Genomic DNA, 18,512 nt, shown 5'->3' on the forward strand with positions numbered 1-18,512 from the left:
AACAGGATAGGTCAGTGTACGCTTTATGTGAAGCTTATTTTAGATATTTTCCACATAATTATCAGATAATTTTACGTTAAGGTCTTTTATAGTGAGTAATGTTCGTATATCATGAGTCCTGGCACAGAGTCCTTTCTATTTTAGTTACCACTTTTAGTAGATCGGACTTCTGTGTTTTTATGTACCAAAAAATAGGGTGGAAGGAAGTGTTTTTCTTCCATTAACCCTATTTATTATAGAATCTTTTTAAATCAAGTTAAGCTTTTTTTAAATATAATTTTTCAGTTTATATGGAATGTATTTTTAATTTGGATGATCTTTCGAAATATATCTTTCTCGTAGATGGGGAAAAGAATCAGTTATATTTTTTTAGACCAATATTTTAGTTTTTTGATATACTATTTAAAAAGGAGTGAACTTATGGTATCGATATTAGTTGTTGAAGATGATACTCAAATTAGCAAAATGTTAGTAGAAGCATTAACAATTGAAGGATATTCAGTGACTCCTGCTTACTCAGGGAGCGAAGGTCAACTTTTATTCGAGCAATCAAGTTTTGATCTAATACTATTAGATTTAATGTTACCAGGCCTCTCTGGTTTAGACCTACTCAAAATAATTCGCCGGGAAAAATCCATTCCGGTGATTGTTATTTCAGCTAAAGAACAAGTTGATGATAAGGTAGAAATTTTACAAGCTGGAGCAGATGACTACTTGGTGAAGCCATTTGATCTTAAAGAGTTAAAAGCTCGTATTCAAGTATGCCTTAAACGCTATCAAACTAGTTTAGAGGAAAAAACATCGAATAAGAGATTGAATTTCGAAGGGTTAATGATTGATTTAGAGACCCAAGCAATTAATTATCAAGGGCAGGAATTAAATTTAACGCCTCAAGAAAGAAGGATCTTAGAATTATTATTAAGTCAACCAAAGAAGGTTTTCTCAAAGCTTGAAATTTATGAATATGCGTGGGGGGCAAATTATTTGGCAGATGATAAGACATTAACCGTTCATGTATCAAATTTACGTAAGAAATTAGACCAAATAAGTAAAAGACCTTGGATTGAAACGGTTTGGGGAATTGGTTTCCGTTTGATTTCGCTGAAAAATAAAAAGTAGTTAAATTGTATTGAATATTTCAATTTCTTTTATTTTCTTTCATGCTTTTATCTTAACCTTTTCTTAGTACTTTCTTTGTTTTTCCTTTGCCATTATATTTTTGAAGGAGCCTATAATTTAGATAACAAAGGAGGAAAGATGATGGAAAGCATTCTTAAAAGTGAAAATTTATGTAAAGCGTATAACAATCAGTTTGCATTGAATAATGTCAGTATGAATGTTCAATCGGGTGATATCTATGGTCTGATTGGTCGTAATGGAGCTGGTAAAACAACCTTAATGAAGATCATTAATCGTCAGATTCTACCGACTAGTGGAAAGGTTTGGATTCAAGACCAAGAAATGGCTAAAAATGACCATTTTCAAGTAAGAATTGGCACTTTAATTGAGGCGCCAGGACTTTATATGGGACTCACAGCTGGGCAAAACCTGGAACTAAAATGTAAATTGTATGGAATTCGCCGTGACAATTATATAGAAGAATTATTGAATTTAGTAGGCTTACCCATTAGTCAAGTTAAGAAAAAGAAAGTTAAAAAATTTTCATTGGGTATGAAACAGCGATTAGGTCTTGCTTTAGCTTTAGTAGGAGATCCGGATCTTTTGTTGTTAGATGAACCTACCAACGGAATGGATCCGCAGGGAATTAGTGAGTTCCGCGAGACGATTCTTAAATTGAATAGCGAGCGTCATATTACGGTTGTGATATCTAGTCATATTTTGGGTGAATTGGCGAAACTCACGACTCGAATTGGTATTATTAATGAAGGTACCTTATTAAAAGAAGCAGATATGGAGGAATTAAATCAGATTAATCAAGATTTTATTCGGATTGAGGGTGGCGATCAGGCTCAAATAATGGCACATTTACAAGAAAAATTAGATCTTCAGCAAATTAAGCAAGTGAGCGATTCTGAACTGCGTGTATATGAACACTTAGATAATCCGTCAGTCATTAGCCATGAATTAATTCGCTCAGGCATTCTTTTTGAACAATTGGTAGTTGAGCGAGCGAGCTTAGAAGATTATTTTATCCGCTTAACAGGAGGTCACAACAATGGTTAATTTTATTCGCTTTGATTCCTATAAGTTGTTGCACATGAAGGCTACTTGGATTACGTTATTGATCCTTTCGTTGATATTCTCTTTACTAACTTATGGCGGCTATGTAACAACACACAAATCTTACGAAGACTATCAACTATCAATGACTTCGAAAGAAACCAATGAAGAAGGCAATTTTAAGTTAGAAATAAAATCGATGCAAGAAGGAGAAATTTTAACAGAGGAAGAGTACGAAACAAGTATTCAAGAAGAAAAAAAAGCCTATCGTTTTTCCGATAGTCTAATTGCTAATTACAGTTTGAGCCTTCTTTTTGTTTATATACTTTCAGCTGTTTTTATTGAAAGTGATTTTTCTTCTGGCTATTTAAAAAATATGTTAGCTATTAAAGGGGCGAAATGGAAATGGATGACTTCTAAATTATTTGTCGCCTTGTTAATATTCTTCATATTTCAAGTTGTTTGTATTGCTTTTTCAGTTCTAATGGCCGGTGTGACAGGTCAATTAGAGTTGCCTATTTATTGGCAAGATCATTTAGCTTTACTATTGCCACAAGCTCTTATGTACCTTATTATTATGTCGGTGACAGTAACCTTAAGTTTATTGCTACAAAGTAAAGCGGCAATCATTGTCTTAGCTTGCCTAGTGGGAACAGGTTTTCACAATCAAATCATTGGATTTATAGGGGATATTGTTGGTTTGGATCTTACAAAACAATTATTCTCCAATAAGCTAATGTCAATGGGCCCAAATTATTCAGAGCAAGCCATGTCAGTGGTAAGTATGGGTGTTGTATACCTATTGGTACTTTATCTCTTGAATAGGTGGTATATTTATCGAATAGACTTTAAGTTTGAACATTAGAGCATAGAAAGTAGGGACCGTCAATGATATATTTTTTATTGATTTTGATAATTCTAGCTATAGTTGGTTATCATTATTACTATCGGCTCCAAGTTTCTGATTTGACGAAGCAATTAAAAGTTATCAGTAAATCCCCTACCAATCAATTACTGACACAAGAGATCTTTTCATCAGAAATGAATGAACTTGTTAAAAGGATAAACTTGGCATTAATTAAAGAAAGAAATATATATCGAGAATTACAAATTGAGCAACGTTCAAAGCAAGAATTAATGATTAATCTTTCCCATGATGTGAGGACACCTTTGACCTCACTCATGGGTTATCTTCAATTAATGGAAACCAGCGAGGATGAGAACGACAAGCAGCGTTATTTTCAAATTATCTATCAAAGAATTGATCATTTAAAAGATTTGTTGGATCGGCTTTTCTTATTGGAGAGGTTGCAAGATACAGAATTTGAGTACAAGAACGAAATAGTGAACTTAAATGAAATTATTACTCAGCATGTTTTGTCTTTCTATGATCAGTTGAAAACAGCTAATATTGAAGTTGAACTTGACTTATCGGACGGTAGTTTTTTAATTACATCGGATGTCAGACTGCTGAACCACGCGCTAGATAATTTAGTAAAAAATGTATTAGATCATGGCAAGGATTATTTAAAAATCAAATTGTTGGGCCATAAAATTGAGGAAGAATTAACAAATCTTAAGCATGAAGACTTAATAAATCAAACAAAACGAGAGGTCTTACCAGGTAATGCAAATGTCGTAAGAATTATTTATTGTAATCGACTTTCACATCCAATTAATGAAGATCCTAATACTTGGTTGAATCGCTTCTATCAAGCTAAAAACAAGCAGTCGAAAACAAAACAAAATACAGGTTTAGGCCTAAATATAATTAAAATAGTCATTGAGAAATTAGGCGGTCAAATTTATTTGGAAACAAAAGGGTCTGATATATTGATAAATCTCTATCTTCCAATCTAATTAGCGAATGATTTCATGGAAAAATGGAAGAGCATAAAACTTGACCATTCTTGACCTAATCCGTTATACTATTGAAGTAAATTGAAAGGCTCAGATTAAAGGGAGGATATAGAATGAATTTAGTACCCACAGTAATAGAACAAACATCACGTGGTGAACGCGCTTATGATATTTATTCGCGCTTGTTAAAAGATCGAATTATTATGTTATCAGGTCCAGTGGATGACCACATGGCTAACTCAGTCATTGCCCAATTATTATTTTTAGATGCTCAAGATCCTGAGAAGGATATCTACCTTTATATCAATTCACCAGGAGGTAGTGTTACGGCTGGTTTGGCCATCTATGATACCATGAACTTTATCAAAGCGGACGTCCAAACGATCGTGATTGGATTAGCTGCATCAATGGGATCCGTCCTATTAGCAGCAGGAACCAAAGGCAAGCGCTTTGCCTTACCGAACGCTGAAGTAATGATTCATCAGCCTTTAGGTGGTGCTCAAGGCCAAGCCACTGAAATTGAAATTGCTGCACGCCATATTTTGAAGACGAGAACGCGCTTAAATGAAATTTTAAGTGAAGCGACTGGTCAACCTATTGAAGTGATTGAAAAGGATACCGACCGAGATAATTTTATGACGGCTGAAGAAGCGAAATCTTATGGCTTAGTGGACGAAGTGATGGCCAATCGTAAGGATAAAAAGACTAAGAAAGATAAGTAATAAAAGGAAATATCCGTATCTTTTAAGTACTAGCAATGCGCTGGTACTTTTTTTGTGCCCTTAGATGAAGGCAGCATTGCATAATTTAAAAATACATGCTAAACTTATAATTAGACATTTAGCTAATTATCGAAATAAAAAGATGAGGAGGTGAACATTTGAGTGTTCAACTGCTTTTTAAAGCTTTAAGTGATCCCAATCGACGTAAAATTTTAGAATTACTCAGACCCGGCCCTTTAACTGCTGGGGAAATTGTCCGTCAATTTGAATCGGCAGGTTCTACTATTTCTAAACATCTCTCTATTTTAAAACAGGCTGATTTAGTGATTGATAAAAGAGAGGGACAGTTTATTTATTATGAATTAAATAGTTCCGTTTTAGATGGAGTCATTCAATGGTTAATGAATTTAGAAAAATAAAGGAGAGGATTTTATGACTAAAAACTTAACGAGGCATTACTATAAAAACTGGGTTCTTGTTTGTGTTTCTATTATTCTAGCGGGCTATTTCTTTATAAAAGCACCCGAAGTGATTCCTACACACTTTGATTTGGCAGGGAATGCTGATAATTATGGTCCTAAAATAAATCTTTTTAAGTTTCCTGCATTATTGGCTGGACTGAATCTTTTAGTAGAAGTATTGAAACGCATTGATCCAAAACGCGAAAATTATCGACGTTTTGAAAAGCATTTTTATTTAATCATTTTTGCTATGAATATTTATTTACTTAGCAGTCAAATAATTATAGGTGCCTATGGTTTAAACTGGCTCAACCAGATTCCTTCCTATTTAGAAGGAAGTTTAGGGCTACTATTTATTGTTTTAGGGAATTATATGCCAAAAATTAAATTTAATTATTTTATGGGCATACGTACCCCTTGGACATTAGCTGATGAAAAGGTGTGGTATCTTACCCACCGTTTAGCTGGAAAAATATTTGTTGTAATGGGAATCCTTATTTTATTAACCGTCTTCTTGCCGTTGACTATTAAAGAATGGAGTGTTCCTTTGATCACGTTAGGTGGCACTATGAGTGTAGTTGGAGCTTCCTATTGGTTGTATCGCAAACAACATCTTTAATGATTTTTTTATTTATGATAAGCAATCTAAATGTATGTTTTCATCATTTAGATTGTTTGTTTTTTGAACAAAGTCGAATGGAGTTACTATCGATAGTAATTAATGGGGTAAGATTAGCTTAGAAGATGAAGCAGTAGATTTCAAAGGACATAAAGCGCCCAGATTCAGAAAGTATATCCATTGTAATTTAAACCATGCAGTGTTAGAATGTTTTATGAAGAAAGATGAATAGCTTTTCTTCTTTTTATAAAACAAGGTCATTCAGCGACCAACAGGAGGCTTGGAATGGATTTGATTGATGAATTAGGTACAGTGGTACCAGAACTTGGTGAGATGTTAGACATTCGTCTTAATGTTTTAAAAGCTTTATCTAAGCATCAACTACGAATTGGTCGTAAAGCGTTAGCCAAACAAATTCATTTGTCCGAGCGAACTTTGAGAACTAATTTACAAGTATTGCGTGATCAAAGTCTGGTAGATGTAAGTCGTGCGGGGATACGTATTACGGATGAAGGACAAAGAGTAGGCCATCTCATTCAGCAGTTACGGATGGGGCAGGACCGTTTACCGGAATACGAAGCAGCCTTAGCTAAAGAATTAAATATACAAAACTGCTGGGTAGTAGCTGGCGATGTAGATAGCGACTTTACAGTTTTTCAAATGCTTGCTGAAGCAGTTCAAACGATTCTAGGACAAGAATTACCGCAAGAAGCGGTTGTAGCTGTTACGGGAGGGTCCACTTTGGCTAATATGGGTCAACATTTTACTAAGGAACTATCGCAAAACAGACAATTATCCTTTGTGCCTAGCCGTGGTGGTATGGAAGGTTCTTTTCATATTCAATCTAATACGGTAGCTGGAATAATGGCTCATGAGACCCAAGCTGACTATGTTCCCTTGTATATTCCAGATCGTTTAACTGATCAGTTGAGTCAAGAGATTGTTAAGGATCCAACCATTAAAAAAGCGCTTGATTTAAGTCGATCAGCGGACTGTCTTTTATTAAGTGTGGGAGCTGCTCAAGTAATGTCAAAGCGAAGAAAACTTACTCCGCCACAAGAAAGAATACTTCTCGAAGGTCAAGCGGTAGGAGAAGCATTTGGCATTTTTTATGATGCAGAGGGAAAGATTGTTTTTTCCATCCCTCGCTTAGGCTTACAACTTGAAGATGTCATTAAGTTTCCGTTATTATTAACCATAGTAGCAGGCCAACAAAAAGCACCTGCAACCCGAGCTTTCTACAAGATGATGCCAAAACAAACCTGGCTCATTTGTGATAAAAGTCTCGCTAAAGCTGTTTTAAATGGGGTTACCCAATTTAAATAAAATATCCTAAGGGGGAAATTATCAATATGTCAACAAAAATCGCAATCAATGGTTTCGGTCGTATTGGACGTTTAGCATTACGTCGTATTTTAGAAAAGGATTCAGATTTAGAAGTTGTTGCAATTAATGATTTAACAGATAACGAAGATTTAGCTTATTTATTAAAATATGACTCAGCGCAAGGTCGTTTTCCATACTCTGTCGAAGCTAAAGGTGATGTGATTGTTGTAGATGGTAAAGAGATTAAAGCCTTTGCTGAGCCAGATGCAGCGAAGTTACCATGGAAAGATTTAGGGGTTGAATTCGTCTTAGAATGTACTGGTTTTTACAATTCAGCAGAAAAGGCTCAAGCCCATATCGATGCAGGTGCTAAGCGTGTCCTAATCTCAGCACCCGCTAAGTCAGCTGAAACGAAGACAATTGTTTATGGTGTAAACCACGAAGTTCTAACAGCTGATGATGTGATTGTTTCAGCAGCTTCATGTACAACTAACTGCTTAGCTCCAATGGTCAATGTTTTACATAAAGAATTTGGTCTAAAATCTGCCCAAATGGTAACGGTTCATGCTTATACAGCAACTCAAAAATTACAAGATTCGCCAGGCGGACGTAAAAACCGTGCAGGAGCATTTTCAATTATTCCTGCTTCCACTGGAGCTGCTAAAGCAATCGGAAAAGTAATTCCTGAATTGAATGGTAAAATTGACGGTGCAGCTTTACGAGTTCCAACAATCACTGGTTCTTTAACTGAGGTATATGCAGTCTTAGACAAAGAAGTAACAGCTGAGGAAGTTAACGCAGCGATGAAGAAATATGAATCAGATGCTTTTGTCTATGAAGAAGATGAAATTGTTTCTGCAGACATTATTGGTTATCCAGCAGGATCTGTTTTTGATTCAACACTTACAAAAGTAATGGGTGAAGGTGACGATCAAATCGTTATGGCAGCCTCTTGGTATGATAATGAGTACGGCTTTACAGCAAACATGATTTCAACCTTAGAATATTTTGTTGAATTAAATTAATAAGACCCACACTAGCGGGGAAGCAAACGCGCTTCTCCGTTTTTTTCATAAAGGAGGAAGAAGAATGGCTAAAAAAACTATTAGAGACTTAAACCTTGAAAACAAAATCGTATTAGTACGTGTCGATTTTAACGTTCCGATGGATGGTAATAAGATTACAGACGATAATCGAATTGTAGCTGCTCTAGATACGATAAAGTATTTAATTGAGCATCAAGCCAAGGTTGTTTTATTTTCACATCTAGGTAAGATCAAATCGGCAGAGGATTTGGATAAAGCAGATCGTAACTTAAATCCTGTAGCAAATCGTTTATCTGAAATATTAGGACAAGAGGTTGTTTTTATTGATGAAACACGTGGCGAAAAATTAGAATTAGCGGTTAAAAATTTGCAAGAGGGTCAAGTATTGTTAGTTCAAAACACACGGTTTGAAGATGTAGAAGGGAAAAAGGAATCTGGGAATGATCCAGAACTTGGCAAGTATTGGGCAAGTCTAGGGGATCTATTTGTTAATGATGCATTTGGAACCGCACATCGTTCTCATGCATCGAATGTTGGTATTGCAGCGCATTTAGATTCAGCGGTCGGCTTCTTAATGGAAAAAGAAGTGAAATTCTTGAAAGAAGCGGTAGATCAGCCGGAACGTCCTTTTGTTGCTATATTAGGGGGAGCAAAAGTTTCTGATAAGATTAAAGTTATTGAGAATTTGTTAGATCGAGCTGATAAAGTAATTATCGGTGGAGGTATGGCGTATACCTTTTTCAAGGCAAAAGGCCTCGAAATTGGACAATCCATTTGTGAACCAGATCGCATCGAACTCGCTAAAGAAATTATGGAAAAAGCAGGCGATAAATTAGTGTTACCGGTTGATAATGTTGTGGCTAAAGAATTTAACAAGGATGCCGAAACTAAAGTGGTAGCTTCTGAAGAAATTCCTACAGACTACATGGGGATGGATATAGGGCCTCAGACAGTTGATTTGTTTGCTGAAACCTTAGCTGGCGCCAAAACTGTAGTGTGGAATGGGCCAATGGGTGTTTTTGAAATGGAAAAATTTGCACAGGGAACGATGGGAGTTTGTCAAGCCATTGCTAATTTAGAGAGTGCGACCACCATTGTAGGTGGAGGAGATTCTGCTGCAGCTGTTACTCAATTGGGTTATGAAGATAAGTTCACGCATATTTCTACCGGTGGAGGAGCCTCCTTATCTTATCTTGAGGGAGCCGAATTACCAGGCGTGGAGTCCATTGATAATCTATAGTTAGAAAAGGAGAAAAATATGTCACGAAAACCAATTATTGCCGGAAACTGGAAAATGAATAAAACAGCTAAAGAATCACGTGGTTTTATTGAAAATGTCAAGTTAGATATCCCTTCAAATGATTTAGTGGATGCAGTGATCGGAGCTCCTGCTGTTTTCTTAGAAGCTATGACCGAAGCTGTACAGGGAACTGATTTACAAGTAGCTGCGCAAAATTGTTTTTGGGAAGATGAAGGCGCTTTTACGGGCGAAATCAGTCCCAAAACGCTAGCGGCTTTAGGTGTAGATTATGTGATCATTGGACATTCTGAGCGTCGTCAATATTTTCATGAAAGCAATGAAGAAATTAATCAAAAAGCTCATGCTATCTTTCGTAATGGAATGAAGCCGATTATTTGTTGCGGAGAAACGCTCGAAACCTACGAAGCAGGAAATGCTGAGGAATTTGTAGGCCAACAAATAACGGCAGCTTTAAAAGATTTAACGGAAGGTCAAGTACAATCATTGGTAATTGCGTATGAACCAATTTGGGCAATTGGGACGGGTAAATCAGCAACAAAAGATGATGCCCAAAAGATGTGTTATGCGATTCGTCAAGTAGTAACAGAAAACTTTAACCAAGAGGTAGCTGATCAAGTACGTATTCAATATGGCGGGTCAGTTAAACCTGATAATATTGCAGAGTACCTAGCTTGTCCAGATGTAGACGGAGCATTAGTAGGCGGAGCGAGCCTACAACCTGAATCATTCTTAGCTTTATTGGAGGCGGTTAAATAATGGGAAAAGCACCTATTGCTTTAATTATTTTAGATGGCTTTGGTATTCGCGAGGAGACTTATGGGAATGCCGTTAAGGCGGCGCATAAACCCAACTTTGATCGTTATTGGCAGCAATTTCCCCATCAACAACTCAGAGCAGAAGGGGAAAATGTTGGTTTACCAGAAGGTCAAATGGGGAATTCTGAAGTAGGACATATGAATATTGGGGCTGGAAGAATTGTCTATCAATCCTTGACGCGAATAAATAAGTCCATTCAAGAGGGTAGTATAAAAAAGATTCCTGAACTCACCAAGGCCATCGAGCACGCTAAGCAAAATAATGGAGCATTGCATTTAATGGGCTTACTTTCTGACGGTGGGGTTCATTCACATATCAATCATCTCTTCGGTTTAATTGAGTTAGCTAAAGAAATGGATTTAAACAAAGTGTATATTCACGCTTTTCTAGATGGACGTGATGTTGGACCTCAATCCGGAATAGATTTTATAAGAGATACAGAAAGTTTTATTAAAGAAAAAGGAATTGGTGAAATTGCAACAGTCTCTGGACGCTACTATGCAATGGACCGTGATAAGCGTTGGGACCGCGTTAAATTAGCCTATGATGCCTTAGTTAGTGGCCAAGGACCGCAATATGCCTCTGCTGAAGCAGGAGTTCAGGCTTCTTATGATCAAGAAGTATATGATGAATTTGTTCAACCTTTTGTGGTGGATCCAGAAGGACACATTAAAGAAGGCGATAGCCTTATTTATTATAATTTCCGACCTGATCGTGCGATTCAACTATCAACAGCTTTAAGTAATCCGGCTTTTGACGGCTTTGACACATCGAATCGACCAGAAAACTTACAATTTGTAACATTTACTAAATATTCAAAAGATGTTCTAGCAGAAATCGCTTTCAAGAAAGTTGATTTAGTGAATACGATTGGCGAAGCGATAGCGAAAGCAGGCAAAACGCAGTTACGTATTGCAGAAACTGAGAAGTTTCCTCATGTCACTTTCTTTATGTCAGGTGGCCGTCATGAAACGTTTCCGGGAGAAGAACGTATTTTAATTCCTTCTCCTAAAGTAGCTACTTATGACTTAAAACCTGAAATGTCCGCTTACGAAGTCAAGGACGCATTGATAGATAAAATTAATGAAGATACGATTGATGCAATCATTCTTAATTTTGCTAATCCGGATATGGTTGGTCATTCAGGTATGTTAGAGCCAACCGTCAAAGCTATTGAAGCGGTCGATGAGTGCCTCGGTCAAATTGTCGATTTGATTTTAGAAAAAGAAGGTGTTGCAATCATTACAGCCGATCACGGCAATTCAGATGAAGTCATTACGTTAGAAGGTAAACCTATGACTGCTCATACTACCAATCCTGTACCAGTGATTGTTACGAAAGAAGGAATCTCGTTAAGAGAAGGTGGCATACTATCTGATTTAGCACCTACTATGCTTGACCTTTTAAAAATTGACCAACCAAGTGAGATGACTAGCCAAAGTTTAATTAAGCATTAATGGCAATTCATTGAATTTAATTTACTAAAACAATAGAATAAGATTGAGACGTTTAACCGTTTCAATCCAACAAAAGGAGCGAATAAAATGCCTTATATTACAGATGTTTACGCACGTGAAGTTCTTGACTCAAGAGGAAACCCAACAATTGAAGTAGAAGTTTATACCGAAAGTGGTGCCTTTGGACGCGGAATGGTCCCTTCAGGAGCATCTACTGGAGAACATGAAGCAGTAGAATTACGTGATGGAGATGCAACACGCTATGGTGGCAAAGGAGTTAGCCAAGCCGTTGATAACGTTAACCACTTTTTAGCCGAAGCCTTATTAGGGTTTGATGTATTGCAACAACAAGCTATTGATCAAATGATGATTGAAATGGATGGCACACCGAATAAAGGAAAACTCGGAGCAAACGCTATCTTAGGCGTATCTATTGCTGTGGCACGTGCAGCTGCTGATTATTTAGAAATACCTTTATACCAATACTTAGGTGGATTCAATACCAAAGAGTTACCAGTACCAATGATGAATATTGTTAATGGTGGCTCACACTCGGATGCTCCGATTGCTTTCCAAGAGTTTATGATTTTACCTGTTGGGGCTGAAAACTTTAAAGAAGCGTTACGTTGGGGCGCTGAAGTTTTCCATGCGCTAAAATCAATTCTCAAGGAACGTGGGTTAGAAACATCAGTAGGTGACGAGGGTGGTTTTGCGCCTCGCTTTGAAGGAACGGAAGACGGTGTAGAGACCATTCTTAAAGCGATTGAGAAAGCTGGCTACAAACCCGGTCAAGATATCTTCTTAGGCTTTGACTGTGCCGCTTCAGAATTTTACGTAGAGGGTGTTTATGATTATGCCAAATTTGAAGGAGAAGGCGGTAAAAAACGCTCAGCCCAAGAACAAGTTGACTACCTTGAAGAGTTAGTGAATAAATATCCAATCATTTCCATTGAAGATGGTATGGATGAAAATGACTGGGAGGGTTGGAAGTTACTAACTGAACGTTTAGGTGACAAAGTCCAATTAGTTGGAGATGATCTATTTGTGACCAACACTGAAATTCTTTCACGTGGTATTGAAGAAAGTGTGGGGAATTCCATTTTAATCAAAGTGAATCAAATTGGGACACTAACTGAGACATTTGATGCGATTGAAATGGCTAAGCGTGCAGGGTACACAGCAGTCATTTCTCACCGTTCAGGTGAAACGGAAGACTCCACTATTGCGGATATTGCAGTAGCAACCAATGCGGGTCAAATTAAGACAGGGTCTTTATCACGTACAGACCGTATGGCCAAATATAATCAATTATTGCGGATTGAAGATGAATTAAGTGAATTAGCACAATATAATGGCAAAAAAGTTTTCTATAATTTAAAAGATTTCAAATAAGATTGACAGAATAGATTAAAGCGCTCTCTAAGAATTTAGAGAGCGTTTTTTTGGTTAATAAAGGAGCATTTTATTTTAAAAAACAAACAAAACACTTTATAATTGACGAGTCAACTGTTGATTTATGAAATGAAAGAGGGAGGGTTTGGTGAGTCTAAGAGAAGTAAGTAGATTATTTTATCAATTAAAACTAGTTAACCAGGAGTTAATTAGTAAATTTGAAAAAGAAACGTCATTTAGTATAACGCGCTTTGAATTAATGATGTTTTTAAAAGAGCATGGTCCTTGTTGCCAAACTCGTCTACAAAAGGAATTAAAGATAGATCGTGCAGCTGTTACAAGACATTTAAGAATTCTTGAAGGAAAAAAATATGTGATCCGCAAAAGAAATAAAGAAAATAATCGTGAAGTGCTCGTAACAATTACCGATAAGGCGTTAAATGATTTGAATCGTTGCCAGCAGAGTCATTGTCAATCTGAGCAACAGAGGATTTTACCCCTATCTAAAGATGAAACACAGCGATTGATCGAATTATTAACCAAATTAATACAATAGAAAAGGAGAATAATATGTCCAACCACTTAGTCACTAATAATTTTTCAGAAATTACTTATGGAAGAAAGTCAATTCGTGCTTATGATGAGAAGTATAAAATAAGTCAGGAAGAAATGCTTGAAATGATTCAAGAAGCTACCACAGCTCCTTCATCCGTCAATATGCAACCATGGAGGTTTGTGGTGGTTGAAAGCCAAGAGCAAAAAGCCAAATTAAAACCACTTATTCGTTTTAATACGCTGCAAAATGACACTTCATCTGCTATGATATTAATATTTGGCGATATGCAGTGTTATGAACTCGGTGAAGAAATCTACAATCAAGCAGTCGAGGAAGGTAAAATGCCTGCTGAAACGAGAGATCAACAATTATCTGTCATTATTCCTTATTATAAAAGCTTTTCTAAACAAAAAATGAATGATGTTGTGAAAATTGATTCAAGTTTGGCAGCCATGCAATTAATGTTAGTGGCTCGTTCTCATGGTTATGATACCAATGCAATCGGTGGTTTTGAAGAGGACTTATTGGCTGAAGCTTTCGGTCTCGACAAAGAACGCTATGTACCGGTAATGATCCTATCAATTGGAAAGGCTAAAGATTCTGGTTATCCATCCGTACGCTTAGCCGCTGAAAAAATTACAGAATTTAAATAAGAAACGCTAAAAACTTAAAGAATTTATAAATTAAAGTTAAACGCCTCCTCTAGCGATGCTTATTGGCATCGCTAGAGGAGGCGTTTTAAGTTTTATTATTAACAAGTAATAATTATAAAAATGAAAGATATTAAACGCATTACTGTGATTCTCAACCACGTTTAAAAAATATAGATAATACTATTATTGTTATAAAGTTGAATTGAAGATCGATCTGCTTAGGATCAGATTACATATAGGATAAACATAGAAGTTCAGAAAAATAATACTTGGATATGAACTTTATTGTAAGGCAACCCTTTTAAAAAACTTAGTATAGAAAAGATGTGTAAAACTCCCAACTTATTACATAAATATAAAGGAATGAGGTAGCCATAATTTTTTTACTTTAAATTGATATATAATACAACCTATTTATAAATATAATAATAATTATATAGCATTTGTTTGACTAAATCAAGCGAATATTATAATATGTTCTTATAGTATTGTCGCTATACTTTAGAAAAGATGTCGCAATATTAAATTTTTTTTAGGAGTGATATTGTGGTCGGTAAGAATAATAAATTTTTGAAACAGAGGAAGTTTTCTAATAAAGATAACAAATATGCAATAAGAAAGTTTGCATTTGGATCTTGTTCTGTTTTAATCGCATCTTTTTTCATATTTGCAGGTGTAGGTCAAGATAGTGTTTATGCACAAAATATTACAGAAGAAACCTCAACAAGCGCGACGACAGAAGAAACAGCAGATAATTCATTAAACGAACAAAACGATTTAAACGAAGTAGTCACTTCTGAATTAACAAATAGTTCAGAAGATAAGATAACTAATGAAGAACTAGTTACCACTGAAGAAGTTATGACCTCAGAGGAAGCAACAGTCACAGGTGATGATACCACATTAAATGAACTTTCAAATGATGAATTAGAAGCGGAAAATACCGCTAAAAATGCAGCATTAGAAGCTGCTTTGGCTGCAAAAGAAGCTTCTAATGCTGCCGAAAAAGCTTCTGAAGCGACGAGTGTTATAGAAGCAGAAACCGCAGCGAACGAAGCTATTTCAGCTTTAAATAATGCTAAGGCAGAAGCAGGGATAGCCATCGAGGCAGCAAATATTGCTGGAACTACAAAAGCTTTAGCATTAGCAAAAGAAGCGAAAATCTCAGCAAAAGAAGCGGAAATCTCAGCAAATAAGGCTAAGTCTATAGTAGCGTCTATAAAAGAAGAAAAAGCTACAAACTTAGAAGCGAATAAAACTAGTTTAGAAGAAATAACAACTAGTATAGAAAATGAAACATTAGCGAATGAAAGTAGAACCTCTAATTCAGAGGCGACATCAATTAATGCACCTCAAGATAAAGCTTTATCTGCTCCGGAATCTTTTGCTACTTTAGCGAATCTTTTACCTGCTGATCAGAATGTGATCAGTATTGAAAACAAAATGTTAGATGGAGAATTTAATCTCAAATATCTAAAACACCATTTAAATGGTAGAACTTACGTAGATAATGCAGGAAATACAGGGATATATGATGGGGATAAAGAACTCATTAAATCCCAAGATAACCATCAGGTTAATGACAAACATTTGATTAATAATCAAGACTATCTAGTTGGGAACGTACCTTTATATATGCAATGGATGGATAGAGATGGTACTTTGTCACCTATTTATACATTTAAATCCAATGATAATGGTTATTTTGCAGTGAATCCAGGGATATTTAAAGTGGTCAATCCTGATGGAACAACAACGGACCACGAATTTCTTGGTAAGCAGTTAGAAACTGTATTATATTCAGCTTTTAAATATCGAATTTGGGCAGATCAAGATTGGTTAGTCAATAATAAGTATGATAATGTTCAAACAAGTAATGGTAACCCTGGACAATGGGGAGGTTATAGTCAGGGAATTAATGGTATATGGACACCAATTCTTCAAGATGTGGCAACGATGCAGATTCAAGATGTTGCTGTCGTTTTACAACCTAAAGATCAATTGACTCAGCATAATAAAGAAAAAGTAGTCGAAATTGATAAATTAGTAGGGGATATCAATCATGCAAATTACGCTAATGATAAGACAATTGTAGGAAATGTTTATTGGGAGGCAGATTATGCACCAGGAATCACCTCACAATATCCAGCCTATGAAGAAAAAACAGGTGATAAATTTGCTGAGGATATGACGGTTTATCTAACTATCCAAGATGTTTTGAATCCTAATAATAAGGTTACCTATAAGACAAAGACCAATCAATTTGGTGATTTTAAGTTCGATATAGCTAATGTAAGAGAGATGTTAGGAATTAAGCAAAGAAAAAATGCGTCTCTATGGCATCAAGTGATCATGAATATGTCGGTAGCTGATTCGCAAGGAAATCAGTTTGGTAAAGAAGTTTCTGTTTTTTCTAACTCCACTTTAGATGGACAATTCTATAATGGGAAAAACCTTAAATACGACACAGGGGGTCTTGATGCATCTGACTTTATCCTCGTTTCAAGATATGATTCTGAATTTAGGGACTTCTCGACTTCAAGCAAGCCGACAACAGCTTTGTTATATTCTCAAACGAATTCTTCTGGAAGGGATGAATTCAAAGGAGCTGGTTTCCAATTTGTACTAAGAAATACTATTCCAACAATAGACATTACTAATTATGATTCAACCGATAATTATGCAGCACCTGGCAATAAAGCGAATGCTGTTGTTACTGGAGCTGTGCCTGATGTTGAGTATATCGTTCGTTGGTATGAAGTTCCTGAAGATCCTACGAAATCTCCAAAATTAGTTCTTGAAGGAACCCCTTTTACTGTTGCAGCAAATGGAGTTTTCCCAGATCAAGCATTTGATGTACCTGCTAATTTGCCACGAGAAACAATGTATATTGCTCAATTAGAAACAGTAAATACGGGAAATATAATAGCGATTGATAATTTTTATGCGAGGTTAAAAAATGAAGCAGATACATTTGCTCCCGTTGCAACTGTTGAGAATATCAAAGTGGGAGAAACAGTTAACTTAATCGATAATGTGACTGTTCCTAACTATGATGGAAAACCAACATTTGAGGATATTACTCCTTTCGGTTCGATAGATAATACAAAACCTGGGGAATATACGGGTACGGTCAAAGTAACCTACCAAGACGGAAGTTCTGAAACTATTCAAGTACCTGTAGTGGTAACCGCTGTAGACGTTCCTCATGATTCAATTTATGAACCGAATGTAACTCCGGAGATAATTAAAGTAGGAGATACGATTGATTTAGCAGATAACGTAACTGTTCCAAACTATGTGCAGGATCCAAAGCATAGCGGTGTCCCTCTTTTTGAGGATGTGACGCCAGATGGAGTGATTGATAATACAACTCCTGGAGAATATACGGGTAAAGTTAAAGTGACTTATCCAGATGATACATTTGAAATTGTTGATGTGCCAGTGACTGTAATCGATAAAAAATCCGATGTATATGATCCAATGGTGGTACCAGAAGTAATTGAAATTGGACAAACTCCTAATTTAATAGATAATGTGACTGTTCCTTCATATATTCAAGATTCAAAATATCCAGGTGTCCCTACTTTTGAGGATGTGACGCCAGATGGAGTGATTGATAATACAACTCCTGGAGAATATACAGGTAAAGTTAGAGTAACTTATCCAGACGGAACATCCGAAATTGTTGATGTACCTGTTACCGTAAAAACTCCGGAAGCTTCACAAGCAGATGTTTTCGTTCCTCAAGTAACTCCTGAAATTATTGGGATAGGAGGAACACCCGATTTATTAGATAATGTTAGCATTCCAGATTATGTAGTGAATCCAAAATATCCTGGAGATATAATTTTTGAAGATGTGACTCCAGCTGGAACCATCGATAATACAACACCTGGCGGCTATATTGGACTTGTTAAAGTGACTTATCCAGATGGATCAATGGAAATCATCCAGGTACCGGTGACGGTGACTGCGCCAGAGATCCCTCAAAAAGAAGATTACGATCCAACGGTTAAGCCAGAGATCGTAGAAGTAGATGGCATCGTTGATTTAACCGATAATGTCACGGTTCCAGACTATGTCGTAGACCCAGCCAATCCAGGTGTACCAAGCTTTAAGGATGTGACACCGGCAGGACAAATTGATCCAAGCACACCAG

The 18,512-nt window shown here is 36.3% G+C and carries 16 protein-coding genes; all 16 read left to right on the plus strand.

All coding sequences use genetic code 11. The annotated features are described in order from the left end of the window. Positions 1-420: 420 nt before the first annotated feature. Positions 421-1,119, plus strand: a complete 699-nt coding sequence (locus ACQV2Q_RS08470; RefSeq protein WP_428874445.1) for a response regulator transcription factor — start codon at positions 421-423, stop codon at positions 1,117-1,119. Between the two features lie 141 nt (positions 1,120-1,260). After that, on the plus strand, positions 1,261-2,184 hold the full coding sequence (locus ACQV2Q_RS08475; RefSeq protein WP_428882490.1) for an ATP-binding cassette domain-containing protein: 924 nt from the start codon (positions 1,261-1,263) through the stop codon (positions 2,182-2,184). Continuing rightward, positions 2,177-3,046: a hypothetical protein gene (locus ACQV2Q_RS08480; RefSeq protein ID WP_428874447.1), complete on the plus strand. Its 870-nt coding sequence runs from the start codon at positions 2,177-2,179 to the stop codon at positions 3,044-3,046. The genes ACQV2Q_RS08475 and ACQV2Q_RS08480 overlap by 8 nt, the downstream gene beginning before the upstream one ends. A 23-nt stretch (positions 3,047-3,069) precedes the next feature. After that, positions 3,070-4,041, plus strand: a complete 972-nt coding sequence (locus tag ACQV2Q_RS08485) for a sensor histidine kinase (RefSeq protein ID WP_428882491.1) — start codon at positions 3,070-3,072, stop codon at positions 4,039-4,041. Positions 4,042-4,154: 113 nt separating this feature from the next. Then, on the plus strand, positions 4,155-4,763 hold the full coding sequence (gene clpP / locus ACQV2Q_RS08490) for an ATP-dependent Clp endopeptidase proteolytic subunit ClpP (RefSeq protein WP_428875452.1): 609 nt from the start codon (positions 4,155-4,157) through the stop codon (positions 4,761-4,763). Between the two features lie 158 nt (positions 4,764-4,921). Continuing rightward, a complete protein-coding gene (locus tag ACQV2Q_RS08495) occupies positions 4,922-5,182 on the plus strand; it encodes an autorepressor SdpR family transcription factor (protein ID WP_428874450.1) in 261 nt (86 codons plus the stop codon). Between the two features lie 13 nt (positions 5,183-5,195). Then, complete coding sequence (locus ACQV2Q_RS08500; protein WP_428874451.1) at positions 5,196-5,843, plus strand: SdpI family protein; 648 nt, start codon at positions 5,196-5,198, stop codon at positions 5,841-5,843. Between the two features lie 285 nt (positions 5,844-6,128). Then, positions 6,129-7,169: a sugar-binding transcriptional regulator gene (locus ACQV2Q_RS08505; protein WP_428874452.1), complete on the plus strand. Its 1,041-nt coding sequence runs from the start codon at positions 6,129-6,131 to the stop codon at positions 7,167-7,169. A gap of 26 nt (positions 7,170-7,195) precedes the next feature. Then, positions 7,196-8,194 (plus strand): type I glyceraldehyde-3-phosphate dehydrogenase, encoded by a 999-nt coding sequence (gene gap / locus ACQV2Q_RS08510; RefSeq protein WP_428874453.1) that lies wholly within the window; start codon positions 7,196-7,198, stop codon positions 8,192-8,194. Positions 8,195-8,258: 64 nt separating this feature from the next. Then, on the plus strand, positions 8,259-9,455 hold the full coding sequence (locus ACQV2Q_RS08515; protein ID WP_428882492.1) for a phosphoglycerate kinase: 1,197 nt from the start codon (positions 8,259-8,261) through the stop codon (positions 9,453-9,455). 18 nt (positions 9,456-9,473) lie between these two features. Beyond that, positions 9,474-10,232 (plus strand): triose-phosphate isomerase, encoded by a 759-nt coding sequence (tpiA, locus tag ACQV2Q_RS08520; RefSeq protein WP_428882494.1) that lies wholly within the window; start codon positions 9,474-9,476, stop codon positions 10,230-10,232. Further along, positions 10,232-11,749 carry a 2,3-bisphosphoglycerate-independent phosphoglycerate mutase gene (gene gpmI, locus ACQV2Q_RS08525; RefSeq protein ID WP_428874456.1) on the plus strand — a complete coding sequence of 506 codons (1,518 nt, stop codon included), beginning with the start codon at positions 10,232-10,234 and terminating at the stop codon, positions 11,747-11,749. Before tpiA ends, gpmI begins: the two co-directional genes overlap by 1 nt. Positions 11,750-11,836: 87 nt before the next feature. Continuing rightward, positions 11,837-13,141, plus strand: coding sequence for a phosphopyruvate hydratase (gene eno, locus ACQV2Q_RS08530; protein WP_428882495.1), 1,305 nt, complete (start codon positions 11,837-11,839; stop codon positions 13,139-13,141). Positions 13,142-13,289: 148 nt separating this feature from the next. Beyond that, entirely contained in the window at positions 13,290-13,697 is a 408-nt protein-coding gene (locus ACQV2Q_RS08535; RefSeq protein ID WP_428874458.1) for a MarR family winged helix-turn-helix transcriptional regulator, read from the plus strand. A 14-nt stretch (positions 13,698-13,711) separates the two neighbouring features. Next, the gene (locus ACQV2Q_RS08540) at positions 13,712-14,350 is read left to right on the plus strand and encodes a nitroreductase family protein (RefSeq protein WP_428874459.1); all 639 of its coding nucleotides are present in this window, start codon (positions 13,712-13,714) and stop codon (positions 14,348-14,350) included. A 546-nt stretch (positions 14,351-14,896) separates the two neighbouring features. Next, positions 14,897-18,512, plus strand: a 3,616-nt coding sequence (locus tag ACQV2Q_RS08545) for a Rib/alpha-like domain-containing protein (protein ID WP_428882496.1), incomplete at its 3' end; no start/stop codon positions are given.

Origin of the sequence: Facklamia sp. P12950 (genome assembly GCF_050409465.1) — a bacterium.
Taxonomy (GTDB): domain Bacteria; phylum Bacillota; class Bacilli; order Lactobacillales; family Aerococcaceae; genus Facklamia.